Annotated in this window: 8 protein-coding genes; 2 read left to right on the top strand and 6 right to left on the bottom strand. The window is 69.4% G+C overall.

The annotated features are described in order from the left end of the window. Positions 1-122: 122 nt before the first annotated feature. The 3 genes from BSZ36_RS01550 to BSZ36_RS01560 form a co-directional block, all read right to left on the bottom strand. Positions 123-614, bottom strand: a complete 492-nt coding sequence (locus BSZ36_RS01550; RefSeq protein ID WP_094545407.1) for a DUF427 domain-containing protein — start codon at positions 612-614, stop codon at positions 123-125. A 103-nt stretch (positions 615-717) separates the two neighbouring features. Further along, positions 718-1,803, bottom strand: a complete 1,086-nt coding sequence (locus BSZ36_RS01555) for a serine hydrolase domain-containing protein (RefSeq protein WP_094545408.1) — start codon at positions 1,801-1,803, stop codon at positions 718-720. A 3-nt stretch (positions 1,804-1,806) separates the two neighbouring features. Beyond that, positions 1,807-2,385 (bottom strand): GNAT family N-acetyltransferase, encoded by a 579-nt coding sequence (locus BSZ36_RS01560; protein WP_143536717.1) that lies wholly within the window; start codon positions 2,383-2,385, stop codon positions 1,807-1,809. Positions 2,386-2,541: 156 nt separating this feature from the next. Between BSZ36_RS01560 and BSZ36_RS01565 the strand changes: the two genes are divergently transcribed. Next, positions 2,542-5,172: a T9SS type A sorting domain-containing protein gene (locus tag BSZ36_RS01565; RefSeq protein ID WP_094545410.1), complete on the top strand. Its 2,631-nt coding sequence runs from the start codon at positions 2,542-2,544 to the stop codon at positions 5,170-5,172. 80 nt (positions 5,173-5,252) lie between these two features. Here the strand turns inward: BSZ36_RS01565 and BSZ36_RS19640 are convergent, their stop codons facing one another. The 3 genes from BSZ36_RS19640 to BSZ36_RS01580 form a co-directional block, all read right to left on the bottom strand. Continuing rightward, a complete protein-coding gene (locus BSZ36_RS19640; RefSeq protein ID WP_218827518.1) occupies positions 5,253-7,412 on the bottom strand; it encodes a PfkB family carbohydrate kinase in 2,160 nt (719 codons plus the stop codon). 120 nt (positions 7,413-7,532) lie between these two features. Next, positions 7,533-9,125 carry a sodium:solute symporter gene (locus BSZ36_RS01575; RefSeq protein ID WP_094545411.1) on the bottom strand — a complete coding sequence of 531 codons (1,593 nt, stop codon included), beginning with the start codon at positions 9,123-9,125 and terminating at the stop codon, positions 7,533-7,535. A gap of 388 nt (positions 9,126-9,513) precedes the next feature. Further along, complete coding sequence (locus tag BSZ36_RS01580; protein ID WP_094545412.1) at positions 9,514-12,147, bottom strand: TonB-dependent receptor; 2,634 nt, start codon at positions 12,145-12,147, stop codon at positions 9,514-9,516. 259 nt (positions 12,148-12,406) lie between these two features. Here BSZ36_RS01580 and BSZ36_RS01585 point away from each other — a divergent pair, with 259 nt between their 5' ends. Further along, positions 12,407-13,432, top strand: a complete 1,026-nt coding sequence (locus tag BSZ36_RS01585) for a LacI family DNA-binding transcriptional regulator (protein ID WP_179270962.1) — start codon at positions 12,407-12,409, stop codon at positions 13,430-13,432. The last annotated feature ends 96 nt before the right edge of the window (positions 13,433-13,528 follow it).

Consider the following 13,528-nt stretch of genomic DNA (forward strand, 5'->3'; position numbering starts at 1 on the left):
AGGAGTCTAGAGCATGCGGGCTGTCATTTGCAAGGCATGTTGAGAGTTGGTGCTCACTCTGTAATCCCGGAAGCGCTTTCTGCCTCGTTTCCTAACACGCGCGGCGCCAGAGGCCTCTGGCGCTACCAGCCCCACGTCCCGGGCTCGCCCTTGAACGGCCCCACGACCTTCGACGTGATCCACCCGGCGTAGAACGTCCCCGGTTGCGGGAGCGCCCGCTCGCCGCCCAGCCAGCACGCGTCCACGCGCCCGGGGTAGAACGCGAGGTGATCCTTGAGGGCGAGGTACCGCTCGCGCGGGCTGGCGTACGCCCACGCGGCCTCTGGCGAGCGCCGCCCGTCTACGTCCAGGTCGAAGTAGCGCGCGAGGCCTTTCCACTCGCAGCCCGAGGTCCGCGCCGTGGGCACGAGAAGGGAGAGGTCGCAGTCCTCTGGCGGGATGTAGATCGTCGGCGGGTGGCTCGTTTCCAGGATGCGGAGCGCGCCGTCGCTCTCGGCGACCGTACGGCCCGCGAACTCGACGCGCACGCGCTGGCCGACGGGTTCGAGCGCGGGTGGGCGGGGGTAGTCCCAGACGGACTCTTGCCCGGGACCGGGCGGGATAGGGGTGGGCATGGCGCCAGAGGCAGGGCGGGTGTCAACCCGCTCGCGGGCGCCCGGCTCCCGCCCAGAGCTCTCGTGCCGCCGTGGCCTCTGGCGCCAGAGGCCTCCTGTGGCGTCAGTCGGCGTCTGCGGCGTCGGCGATGACTGCCGCGATTTCGCGGACCCAGGCGAGGTCGGCGCCGGTGAGGTTCATCGCCGCGGCCACCACCACGCCCGCCTCAGGAACCACCCACAGCAGCGAGGTCCCGCCAACGGCGCCGCCGCTGTGCGAGACCACGTCACGGCCTCTGGCGTCCGTGCCGAGCGCCCATCCGAACCCGTAGCTGACGCCCTCGCCAGAGGCGGTCGTCTGCTCGGTAAAGAGGAGCGCGCGCGAGCGCGTGCCGAGCGTGTCCGCCGTGACGTAGGCGCCCAGGCGCAAGAGGTCCTCTGGCGTGGAGAGAAAGCCGCCGCCCGCCCACTTCACGCTGTTGTCCACATAGGGCGCGTTGGCGAAGGCCTCGCCCTGGCGCTCGTACGGCCTCGCCCGGTTGGGAATCAGGGCGCTCGGCTGGTCGGCGGCGGTGTGCGCCATGCCCAGCGGGGCGAAGACGCGGCGCTCCATGTAGTTCAGGAACGGCTCGCCAGAGGCCCCCTCCACGACGGCGCTGATGAGGTTCCAGCCATAGCTGGAGTACGCGTACGCCGTCCCGGGTGCGTACATCAGCGTGTCCGCGGAGAACACGGTCAGCGCCTCCCCGACGCTCCCGAACGGGCGCGCCAGGAAGTACTCGTCGCCCTGGTAATGCCGGATGCCCGCGAGGTGCCCGCCCAGGGCTCGCGTCGTGACCGCCCAGCGCTTCTCGGGAAAGGCCGGGACGTACGTCTGCACCGGCGCGTCCACGTCCAGCGCCCCCGCCTCCACCAGTTGCGCCACTGCCACGGCCGTCATCGGCTTGGAGACGCTCGCGATGCGGAACCGCGTCTCCGTCGTCACCGGCACGCGCTGCTCCAGGTCCGCCAGGCCGAAGCCCTCGCTCCAGACCGTCGCGCCGTCCACGCTCACCGCGATGGCCATGCCCGGCAGGCCTCTGGCGGCCGAGTCCGCGATCGCGCGAGCGCGCTCTACCGCCACGTCGAGCGTGGCAGGCTGCGCGCTCGCGCCAGAGGCGAAGAGGAAGAGGAGCAGGGCGAGGCGTCTCGCCAGAAGCTGTCTAGGCATGGGTCAGATCTCGTAGAGGAGGCAGGGTTCGTGTTCGCCCTCTGCGGTGTATGTCCCCGCCGGGCGCATGCCCACTTTTTCCAGGACGCGCCGGGACGCCACGTTGTCGGCGTCGATAAACGCGACGACGCGGTCCAGGCCGAGGTCGGTGCGGGCGTGCGTGAGCGTCGCGAGGGCCGCCTCGGTGGCATAGCCGCGTCCGTGGTGCGCTCCGAGGATGGCGTAGCCGAGGTCCGGCGCGTCCAGCCCCTCGCGCTGGATCAGGCCCGTCAGGCCCATGGGTTCCCCCGTGTCGCGCAGCTCCACGCAGTAGGAGCCGAAGCCGTGGGCCTCGTAGTGCGCGAGCAGACGCGTGGTGAGGTACGTCTGGGCGTCCTCCAACGTGCGGAGGCCGCGGTCGCCGATGTGTTGGTGCCACAGCGGCTCGTTGAGGAGGCGGAGCACGAAAGGCGCGTCGCCCAGCGTGAAGCGGCGGACGGAGAGGCGCTCGGTCTGGAACAGCATGGCCGAAGATGCCTCTGGCGGGCCGGACTCGCCAGAGGCCTCGGCGAATGGCGGGACGTTGCACGCCGGATGTCTCAAACGGTAGGACCGAAAGGCGCAGAAATGTGGCCACAGGGGGCGTGGTGGCCGATATAGCCTCACGGGCTAGAAAAACGCTTTTCTGTGTTATGAAAACCTTTTCACGCCGCCTACCTTGAGGCTCTGTTCTCTCCTCTGCCTTCGTGGCCATCCCGCATGACGCATCCGCTACTCCTCTCCCTGCGCACCTCTTGGACGCGTCCAGAGCCACACCCCTCCCGCTGGGTCCGTCTCGCGACGGCGCTGGCTCTCGCCGTGCTCGTGCTGGCCGCCCCTCGCGTCCAAGCGCAGGCGCAGGTCTCGCTCCCCATCACGTTCGAGAGCGGTGACGCCACGTTCTACGAGCTGTTCGACTTCGAGGGGGCGGATTCCGACATCACCGCGGACCCCACGGACGCCTCCAACAGCGTCGTGACGACTGTACGGCCCGCGGGCGCCGGGGGCGTCGCCGGTACAACGGTCGCGAACGACAACGGCTTCACCCAGCGCGTCCCGTTCGCCTCTGGCGCGACGACGATGAGCGTGCGCGTGTGGTCGCCAGAGGCCGGCGTTCCGGTCCGCTTCAAGTTGGAGAAGTTCAACGACCCGACGATCACCGTGGAGGCCCAGTGCCCGACGACAACAGCGGGCGGCTGGGAGACGATCACCTATGACTTTATCACCGACAAGGTGCCAGGGTCCGCTGATCTCAACTTCAACAGTGAGTACTCCAAGGCGACCATCTTCTTCGACTTCGGGCTCGAGAACGCGACGGAGGCCACGACCTACTACTGGGACGACGTCGCCTTTGGAGGTACGGCCGTCGAGGGCGGGTGCCGCCCGCCGCCGCCTGGCCCCACCGTCGCACTTCCCGTCACGTTTGAGGACGGCGACCGGGCGTTCTACGAACTCCGGGACTTCGGCGGGAACGCATCCCAGTTGATCGCCGACCCCACCGATGCCTCCAACACGGTCGTGGAATCCATCCGTGGCGCCAACGCCCCCTTCTTCGCCGGCACGACGGTCGCCGACGCGAACGGCTTCACCACGCCGATCCCGTTCGCCTCTGGCGCGACGACGATGAGCGTACGTGTCTGGTCGCCAGAGGCCGGCATCCCCGTTCGGTTCAAGGTCGAGAACGCGGGCAACAGCGGGATCAGCGTGGAGGCCCAGTGCCCGACGACGACCGCGATGGCGTGGGAGACGATCACCTATGACTTCGTGGCGGACAAAGTCCCGAATACGGCCGACATCAACTTCGCGAACGAGTACACGAAGGCGTCGGTCTTCTTCAACTTCGGCCAGGAAAACGCGCCGACGCCGACGACCTACTACTGGGACGATGTCTCCTTTGGCGGCACGGCTGTGCCGGGCGGCTGCAACAACGCCACCAGTGGTGGTGACACCATCGCCGAGGCCCGCGCTGCGGGCGCCGGAACCGAGGTCACGCTTACGGGGGTGGTGACCCGCGCAGAGGGCGCGTTCGCCTACGTGCAGGACGCCACGGGTGCCATCACGGTCCGCCAGACCAGCGGCGCGTTTTTCGCCGAGATCGCGGCGGGCACCATCGCGGCAGGAACGCGCGTCACCCTCGTGGGCACCACGAGTGAGTTCCGCGGCCTTTTCCAGCTCAACGAGGGAGGCCTCGCGAGCTACACCGTGGACGGCGTCACCGACGTGCCCGCTGCTCAGAGCATCACGCTCGCGGAGCTCGCGAGCAATGGCGAGGCGTACGAAGCCGAACTCGTGGAACTGACCGGCCTCACGGTTGCCGAGACCGGCACGTTCTCCGCGGGCACGAACTACACCGCCACCGACGACTCCGGCACGGGCACGCTCCGCATCCCGAACGCGAACGACACCGCGCTTGAGGGGACGGACATCCCCGGCGCCGCGTTCACGTTTACGGGCGTCGTCGGTCAGTTCACGACCGCTACCCCGGCGACCGACGGCTACCAACTCCTCGCCATTGCGGAGGGCGACGTGCTCGCGCCGCCGATGCCGGTGGTCTCGCTCCCCATCCGGTTCGAGAGCGGGGACGCCGACTACTACGAGCTGCAGGACTTCGGCGGCAACGCCTCCACGCTCGTCCCCGACCCGGAGGACGCGAGCAACACCGTCGTGCAGTCCGTCCGCACGGCCACGGCCGCATGCTTTGCCGGCACGACGGTCGCCGACCGGACCGGCTTCACCGCGCCGATCCCGTTCGCCTCTGGCGCGACGACGATGAACGTACGTGTCTGGTCGCCAGAGGCCGGCATCCCCGTCCTCGTTAAGGTCGAGAAGGCCGGGACGCCGGAGATCAGCGTGGAAACGGTGGCCACAACGTCGGTGGCGGGAGCATGGGACGTCCTCGTGTTTGACTTCGCGAACGAGCGGACAGGCACGGCCGCGCTCAACCTCGACTCGGAGTACACGAAGGCCTCGATCTTCTTCAACTTCCGGTGCCCCGATGAGACGCCGGTGGCAGAGGCGACCTACTACTGGGACGACCTCGCCTTTGGCTCGGCGCCCCCGGTCAGCGCGGAAGAGACGGCCGCGGCTCAGAACGTGGAGCTCGCGCAGAACTCTCCGAACCCGTTCACGGCTCGGACGACGATCCGCTTCTCGCTGAAGGCCCAGGGCGACGTGCAACTGCACGTCTACAACCACCTCGGGCAGAAAGTCGCAACCCTGGTGGACGGCTCGGTGGCCTCTGGCGACCACGCCGTCTCGTTCGACGCGACGGGCCTCGCGAGCGGGATGTACTTCTACCGCCTGCAGCACAGCGGCTCGACCGTCACGCGGACGATGGTGTTAACCCGCTAGACCCGTCAGGAAACCTGTCGATCCAGACGCTCCTCCCACCCGGGGGGAGCGCTTTTGCGTGGGGGCTCCCGGGCGAGGCGCTAGCCCGCCAGAGGCCTCTGGCGCGCGGCTGCGAACACCGTCTCAGGATCGACGCGGTCCGGGAGTGGCCCGACGCGCGCGAGCTTGAGCGCGGCGAGGCGTCCGCCGGAGCGGGCGCAGGCCTCTGGCGCGAGGCCGCGGAGCCACGCGGCGAGGAAGCCTGCCCAGAAGGCGTCGCCCGCGCCCGTCGCGTCGGCGACGGATTCTAGCGGCTCGGCAGACACGTCGGCGCGACCGCCGTCCCAGGCGACGAGGGCGCCTTCGGAGCCGCGCGTGAGGCACACGAGCGTGGCGCCCCAGGATAGGAGGCGCTCGCAGATGGCGTCGTCCGGGAGCGTTTCGCCGAACAGGCGCTCGGCGTCGTCGCGGCTGGCCTTCGCCAGAGGCCCGAGCGCGAGGAACACGCGCGCCGTAGCGCCGATTTCGGTCCGCTCGTCGCGCGAGCGCGGCGCCACGTTGAGGTCGATGCTGAGCGTGGCGCCCGCGGCCGAGGCGCGGGCGGCGCCGTCGAGCAGCGTCGTGCGCGCGGGCTCGCGGGAAAGCGCGAAGCCCGACGTGTGGAACAGACGCGCGCTCGCCAGGAGCGAGTCGGGAAGCTGGCCGGGCGCGATGCGGCGGTCGGCGTGGCGAAAGAGCGCGAAGTCCGGTGTGGCGTCGGTCCGCGTGACGGTTACGACGGAGGTGGGGGAGTCCGTGATCTCTTGGAGCCGGGCGTCCACGCCAGTGGCCTCAACCGAGCGGCGCAGAAAGCGGCCGAAGCCGTCGTCGCCCACGCTCGCCACGAGCGCGGTCGGCACGCCCAGCCGCGCGAGGTTGGTCGCGAGGTTGGCCGCGCTGCCGCCGGCGTGGCGCTCGAACATCGCCGCCTCGCCGAGGCCGCTGGCGGGCTCGGCCGAGAGGAGGTCCACCAGGATCTCGCCTGCGACGACGACCTCTGGCGCGCCGCCCTCCGCCAGAGGCACGGCCGGGGCTGGCGCGGCCTCTGGCGGGGACCACCAGTCCGCGAGGCGTCCGTCGATCGCTGCCTCTGCGAGGACTTCGCCCGCGGCGCTCCACGCCAGAGGCGTCGTGCCGTGAGGCGCGCCCTCGGGGTCGAGGTACTCGGGGAAGCCGCCCATGCGGTTCGCGGCGGCGAGCGCGTCCGCGAGGCCTCTGGCGTCGGCCTCGCGGCCGGACTGCGCGAGCGCCGCCACCCACCAGCCGTTCACCATCGGCCACGCGCCGCCGTTGTGGTAGTGGCCGGGGCGGTTGGAGAAGCGGTCGCGCACGTTGGCGCGGAGCACGTCCCACTCGGCGTCGCCCTCGCGGATCACGGGGTCGAAGGCGGGGACCAGCCCGCTGCTGCCTCTGGCGAGACCCAGCCCGTGGTCCAGGAGCGGCGCGGAGCGCTCTCGCCAGAGGCCCCCGAGAAGGGCGACCGCGGAGCCCAGTGCGTCGAACCGGCGGGCGTAGCCGCCGGGCGTGAGGCCCGCAAACGGGAACGGCTCGGCGCCTTCTCCGAGCGCCCGCCGGAACGCCTCAGGGTGATACGCTGCCTCTGGCGCGCCGCCCTCGCGTGGCCAGAACGTGGCCTCAATAGTTCGGCGGAGGTCGTCGGCCTCGCGCTCGGCGTCGCCGTTGTCCGCCGCCAGAGGCGCCCACTGCTGGAGCGCGAGGAGCCGCAGCGCTTGGTCGAAGAGGAGGTAGCCGTGGAGGTCGTACTCGTCGGCCCAGTCGCCGGACTGCGGGACGTAGACGAGGCCTCGGGCGTTGAACTCCCACGCGCGCAAGAGGCGCAGCACGCCACCCACGGCGGGCGCCATCTGGACCGCGAAGCCGCGGTCGCCGGTCAGCCGTGAGTAGAGCGCCACGCCGAGCACGAACCACGGCCCGGCGTCCACGCGCCCCGCGAGGCCGCCATAGCTCACGGCCTCCGTCTCGCCAGAGGACGAGACCGCTACGTTGGACGGCACCTGTCCCTCGGGGCCGAGGTGATCGGCGAGCGTCTGCAGTGTTGCGCGGAGGCCTCTGGCGAGGTCGGCGTCGCCAGAGGCGAGCCCGGCGAGGCCGCAGATCACGCCGTCCCGCGCCCACACGCGCCGGTAGTTCGTCGTGTCCTCCGGGGAGGCGACGTACCCGGCGGGCGTGAGCGAACGGCGCAGAAGGTCGAGGGCGGTCATGGGGCCAGTGGGGTGTGGCCAGGAGGCAATGGCGGATGAACAGCCGGGCAGGTGGGGGTGCGGGCCTCTGGCGCCAGAGGCGCGGGGAGGAGCACGCGACTCCCTACTGCCCGTCGGCCCCTACCAGAACAGCGCGACGACGACGAACGTGAGCGCGACCAACGCGGCGCCCTGGACGCGGTAGTTCTGCCACCACGGAAGCGCGCGGAGCGCCTCCGAGTCCTCGCGCCAGAGGCTCGGCGTCCACGTCACGTCGGCGATCTTGGCCATGTCCGGCGCGGGCTGCGCCTTGCTCATCAGGATGAGGACGAGGCCGCTGGCGAGGAGCAGGATGCCCGGGATGTAGAGGAACGGGATCGCGATCGCGCCCAGAACGGGCCCCAGGATGAACAGCAGTGCCGAGGTCGCGTGGCCTGCCATGAGGCTCCAGAAGGCCGCGCCAGAGGTCGCCCGCCGCCAGAACACGCCCACGACGAAGAGCGCCACGAACGGCGGGACGACGTAGGCCAGGAAGCTCTGGAGGTAGCCCCAGAGCGTGTCGAACTGGAGGATGATGGGCGCCCAGACGGCCGCGAAGACCATAAACACGAGCGTCACGATCCGGCCCACATTGGCGAGCTGCCGAGAAGTGAACGCCGGGCGGAAGCGCTTGACGAAGTCCATCGTCACGAGCGTCGAGGCGGAGTTCAGCGTGCTGTCTACGCTGGACATGATGGCCGCGACCATCGCCGTCAGCACGAGCGCGCGGATGCCGCCCGGGAGCAGGTCGAAGACCATCGTCGGAAACACGGCGTCGGCGCGCTCCAGGCCGGGGTAGAGGACCCGCGCGAACGTCCCCGGAAGCACCATCAGGAAGATGACCGGCAGCTTGAGCAGGCCCGCGAAGAGCGCACCCCAGCGACCCTGGTTGAGCGTGCGCGCCGCCAGCGTCCGCTGCACCATGAACTGGTTGGTCGCCCAGAAATAGAAGCCCAGGATGAACACGCCCGTCAGCAGACCCGGCCACGGCATCACGGGGTCGTTCGCGGGCAGGATGAGCGAGAGCTTGTCCTCTGGCGTGACTGCGGTCACTGCCTCCCATCCGCCGCCGGCCTGGATCGTGGTCCAGCCGATCCATGCCACGGCCGCGCTGCCCGCCAGGAGCAGGATCGCCTGCACGGCGTCGGTGTAGACGACGGCTTTGAGGCCGCCCGCGATCGTGTAGAGCCCTGCGACCAGCGCGAGGATCGCGATGCTGAGTCGCATGTCCACGCCCGGGTAGATCAGCGCAATCACGAGCGAGCCCGCGTAGAGCGCCGAGGCGGTGTCGACGGTGATGTTCAGGAAAACCGTCCAGCCCGAGAAGTAGAGCCGGCTGCGCCCGTCGAAGCGGCGCTCCAGAAACTCGGGGAGCGTGTAAATCCCCGTCTTGATGTAGAACGGCAGGAAGAACGCGCAGAAGATGACGAGCACGATGCCCGCCATCCACTCGTAGTTGAACACGGCCACGCCCATGCCGCCGTACGCCTCGCCGGCCATGCCGACGAGGCTGGAGGTGCTCATGTTGCTCGCGAACAGGCTCAGCCCGATCACGCCCCAGCCCAGCGAGCGGCCCGCGAGGAAGTAGTCGTCGGTGGATTCCTGCTTGCGGCCGATCCACAGGCCGAAGAGCACGATGCCGAGGACGTAGACGCCGATTACGGCGAGGTCCAGCGTGGAGAGGGCGAAGTCCATAACGGATTGGGCGGACGGAGTGGGAGAGTCGGGAGCCTCTGGCGAGCGGAGCCGGTGGGCTTCGGCCAGTGGCCGGTGCAAACTCGAAACGCGTTGCGCGGAATCAGAGCCTCTGGCGCCAGAGGCGGGCCGCCGTCTTTCCTTCTCTAGACGGGAGAGGCCGGGAGGAGGGGGCCAGGCCGAGCGCGCGAGCGTGCCCGGTTGCCCTCACCCCAGCCCCCTCCCATGCGGGAGAGGAGGCAGTCACGTGGCCTCTGGCGCCAGAGGCCTATCAAAGACGCCGCCCCGCAGGAGTCGAGTCTGCGGGGCGGCGGGACGCCTGGCTCGGAGGAGAGACCGGGCGCGGCCAGCGCCTCTGGCGGGTGGTGGACCGCCAGAGGCGAGGGCGTTAGAAGCCGTACCGCAGCGAGGCCGAGATCGAGCGGCCCGAGATGGAGCGCGCGCGGATGTAGCCGTTGCCGGGGATGGCGCCTTCCTCACTCTCGGTGATGCCGATGGAGTCGAGGAGGTTGTTGGCCGAGAGGCCGAGCGAGAGCGCCGGGGTGATGTTGGCCTCGGCGAACGCGTTGAGGATCACGAAGCTCGGGAGGACGAGCTCGTTGGAGTCCTGCGCATAGCTCTCGGTCTGGCCCAAGAGGCTCAGGCCGAGCGTGCCCCGGTTGTCCATCGTGTAGGAGGGCACGAAGCTGAACAGGAAGTCCGGCTGGCGGCGAGGCGTGTTGCCCTCGTTGCCGCCAGAAGTGATCTCCGCCGCGGTGTAGGTCGTCGCGCCGCGGAAGTTGAACGGACCGTAGTTGACCACGCCCTCTACCTCCACGCCGAACGCCTCGTAGTCGTTGTCGATGAACTCCTGCGTGGTGGCTTCAAAGCCGCCCTGCTCGGTCGTCTTGGCGTAGAAGCCGGTCACGAACACGCCGCCGATGGGGAACTGCTGCTTGTAGCCGAGCTCGGCCTGCTGCAGCTGGTCGTACGGGTTCTCGATACCGAGCGCGTCCACGCCGATGTAGCTCCCGGTCGGGAAGATGGCGCGGTCGGCCTTGGCGGAGTGGCCCTGGCTGACGCGGGCGAAGACCGCCGAGGCGTCGGTGAGGGTGTAGTTCGCGCCAGCGGAGAAGGACCAGTAGTCGTAGTCGTAGTCGACGGGGTTGCGGCTGGCCTGGTCGATGAAGTTGGCGCGGCTCTCGGGCTCCGAGATCTCGCCGTCCTCGTTGACGTCCACCTCACCGACGAACCCGCCGGAGCCGACGCCGGTCACGCTCCCGAAGTCGTAGCGGACGCTGCCGTCCAGGCTGAGCTGCGGGATGGGGGAGTACGCGATGGCCGCGTAGGGCGCCTTCACGTCGTAGGTGGCGTCGAAGCGCACGCCGCAGCAGTTGCCGAAGAACAGCGCGCCGTAGGCTGCGAGTCCGTCGTCGGTGAGCATCGTGCCGTCGTCGTCCATCACGTCCACGAGGGAGGCGTTGTCGCCCTCCACGGTAGAGATGTACGAGTTCCAGAGCCACGCCATGTTGATCCGCTGGATGCCCGTGAAGAGGCCTGCGGTCAGCGTGAGGTCGAGGTCCATGTCCGCGAAGCTTTTCGAGAGGCTCGCGTCGTTGAACACGGTGTTGAAGTTCTCCAACTCGGTGTCGAAGAGGACAATGCCCTGGAGGAGGTCCCCGCTGACGGCGTTTCCGTTGTCGGCGCGGGTGAGCGTCGCGTCGGAGAGGTCACGGCCGGAGGCGTCTTCGAGCGCGCCGAGGATGGCGTCGCGGTCGCCGACGGCGGCGGTGAACGGCGAGACGAAGCGGCCGGAGTTGAGCGCGAAGCGCCCACGGTTCTCTAGCTGGAAGCCGTTGCCGAGGTCAAACGAGAACTCGACGCCAGCGGCCGAACTGACCGGGTGCAGGCCGTCCGAGAGGTTGACGCGGCGGCGCTGGCCGTCGGCACCGAGCCCGAAGTTGCTCAGGAAGCGCGCGCTGCCGATGGCCTGGTCGTTGATGCCGAGCGTGCCGGCGTCGGAGAACTCGGGGTTCTCGTTGGAGCCGCTCACCGCGATGGGCTGCGGGAGGTACGTCGGCGTGCGGTCGTTGAGGTACTTCGCATAGACGCGGGCGTAGCCGCGCTCGAAGAACTTGGTCATGTTGGCCTTGATCTGGCCGCCTTGCTGGGCCGTGTAGCCCAGGTCGCGCTCGCCCTCACCGGAGCGGAAAAAGCCGCCGACGTGGAACGCCAGGCCGTCGCCGAAGGGCGAGCCCGCCTCGAAGTCGACGCGCTGGAAGTTGTAGTCCAGGCCGCCCGTGGTGGAGATGCTGCCGCCTGCGACCTGGCCGTTCTTCGAGATGAAGTTGATGATGCCTGCAGGCGAGTTCGAGGCGCGCGTAGACGCCGAGCCGCCGCGGATGGCCTCGATCCGCGCGACGCTCTGGTCTGCGCGGAGGAACCCGTCGGCCGTGCCGAAGGCGATGTCGCCGTACATGAAGATGGGCAGGCCGTCCTCCTGGAGCTGGAGGTACTTGGAGCCGCCGGCCGAGATCGGCACGCCGCGAACGGTGATGTTCGTGTTGCCGTCACCTGCGGACGCCTCGGAGCGGATGCCCGGGATCGCGCGGAAGATCTCCGCCGTGTTGCGCGGGACGACAAGCTCGGTGGCCTCTGGCGAGAGCGTCGAGATGGAGACGCTGCTGTTGAGCTTCGAGACCGGGTTCACAACGCCGGTGACGAAGACCTCGCCGAGCCCGAGGGCGTCGGGTGAGAGCTGGAAGTCGCGGGTGAGCGTGCCGCCGGAGAGCGTCACGATCTCGCGCTCGGAGCCGTAGCCGACGAACGTCGCCTCCAGCGTGACCTCGCCGGTCTGCGTGGTGGTAAACGTGTAGCGGCCGTCGAAGTCGGTCGCGTCGCCAGAGGCGGACCCGGCGATGATGACGGTCGCGCCGATCAGCGGGTCGCCGTTCTCGTCGGTGACGGTGCCCTGCACGGTGGTCTGCGAAGCGGCAGAGCCCGCGAGGAGCGTGAAGAGGAGCAGGGTAGCGGCTCGTAGCATGGCTGGGGAGTCGGTGTGGAGAGGTCTCGGAAGCGGTTCCAACACTCCGATTCTCGTGTGGGGAGGCCTCTGGCGCCAAGCGCTTTCGCCGCAATACCTTGCACAACCGTTTGCGGAATCGTTTGCGGTGGATAAGTTGTCCGTCGTTTCTCTGGACCTTCGCGCACCCCGTGGCCTGATGTGGTCATGCGCCGGGTCCGCCGAGGCGCCGGCCCTCCCAAACCGGCGCGGTTTCTCCCGCCCCCTCAGCCCCCTGGCGATGAAGCGCGTCACCATCAAAGACATCGCCCGGTTGTTGAGCGTCGCTCCGTCCACGGTCTCCCGCGCGCTAGCGGACCACCCGGACATCGGGCCGGAGACGAAGGCCCGCGTGCGCGAGGCGGCGAAGGCGCTGAACTACATCCCGAACCTCCGCGCGCGGTACCTCCGCTCCCAGCACTCCCGCCTCGTGGCGCTCATCGTGCCGGAGGTGAACATGTTTTTCGTGCCCTCGCTGATGACGGGCGTGGACCACGTGCTGCGCGAGAACGACTACTCGCTTTTGCTCTTCGAAAGTGACGACTCGATCGTGCAAGAGCGGAAGCTGGCGCAGCTCTGCCTCAACCTCTCGGTGGACGGCGTGCTCCTCGCGCGCTCCTCGGAGACGACCGAACTCTCGCACCTCGACGCGCTCGCCGACGCGGACCTCCCGGTCGTGCTCCTGGACAAGATCCTCGATACCGACCGCTACTCCACGGTCTCGACGGACGGGCGGGACGCCGCCCGCCGCGCGACGGGCTACCTCCTGGACCGCGGCCACGAGCGCGTGCTCGGCGTGTTCGCCGACGACCGCCAGAGGATCTCCGTGGTCCGCGCCGAGGGCTTCCGGCAGGCGTTCGCCGAGCGGGACCTGCCTCTGGCGGAGAGCGCCATCGTCCACGTGCGGCACCTGGCGGAATTCGAGGCCCTGGTCGGGCGCGCGATGGATGCGCACCCGGACGCGACCGGGCTGTTCGCGATGTCTGACGAGCTCCTGGTCCGCTCCTACCACGCCGTTCTCGCCAGAGGCCGCGCGATCCCGGACGACGTCTCGCTCGTGGCGATCTCGGACGGCCGGGCGCCGGAATTTCTGTTCCCGCGGGTGACCCACCTGTTGCACTCGGGCAAGGAAGTGGGGCAGAAGGCGGCGCACATCCTCGTGGGCATGATGCGGCAGCACTACGCCGGCGCCGCCCTCGCGGTCACAGTCCGCACGGAGCTCGTGGAGCACGAGTCGGTGCGCGTGATCGGGGCGGAGGTGGGGTAGGGCTCGGCCTCTGGCGCCAGAGGCGCGGGTGAATGCGGAGTCCCCCTTCTCGTGCGACACACGGTTGGCACATGTGGTGGGGACCTTGGCCTTCTT

The sequence above is a fragment of the Rubricoccus marinus genome (assembly GCF_002257665.1).
Lineage (GTDB): Bacteria > Bacteroidota > Rhodothermia > Rhodothermales > Rubricoccaceae > Rubricoccus > Rubricoccus marinus.

Bases quoted from the DNA above. Each gene is read 5' to 3' on its own strand.
- BSZ36_RS01550 (WP_094545407.1), bottom strand. From the start codon at position 614: ATGCCCACCCCTATCCCGCCCGGTCCCGGGCAAGAGTCCGTCTGGGAC.
- BSZ36_RS01585 (WP_179270962.1), top strand. From the start codon at position 12,407: ATGAAGCGCGTCACCATCAAAGACATCGCCCGGTTGTTGAGCGTCGCT.
- BSZ36_RS01575 (WP_094545411.1), bottom strand. From the start codon at position 9,125: ATGGACTTCGCCCTCTCCACGCTGGACCTCGCCGTAATCGGCGTCTAC.
- BSZ36_RS19640 (WP_218827518.1), bottom strand. From the start codon at position 7,412: ATGACCGCCCTCGACCTTCTGCGCCGTTCGCTCACGCCCGCCGGGTAC.
- BSZ36_RS01580 (WP_094545412.1), bottom strand. From the start codon at position 12,147: ATGCTACGAGCCGCTACCCTGCTCCTCTTCACGCTCCTCGCGGGCTCT.
- BSZ36_RS01555 (WP_094545408.1), bottom strand. From the start codon at position 1,803: ATGCCTAGACAGCTTCTGGCGAGACGCCTCGCCCTGCTCCTCTTCCTC.
- BSZ36_RS01565 (WP_094545410.1), top strand. From the start codon at position 2,542: ATGACGCATCCGCTACTCCTCTCCCTGCGCACCTCTTGGACGCGTCCA.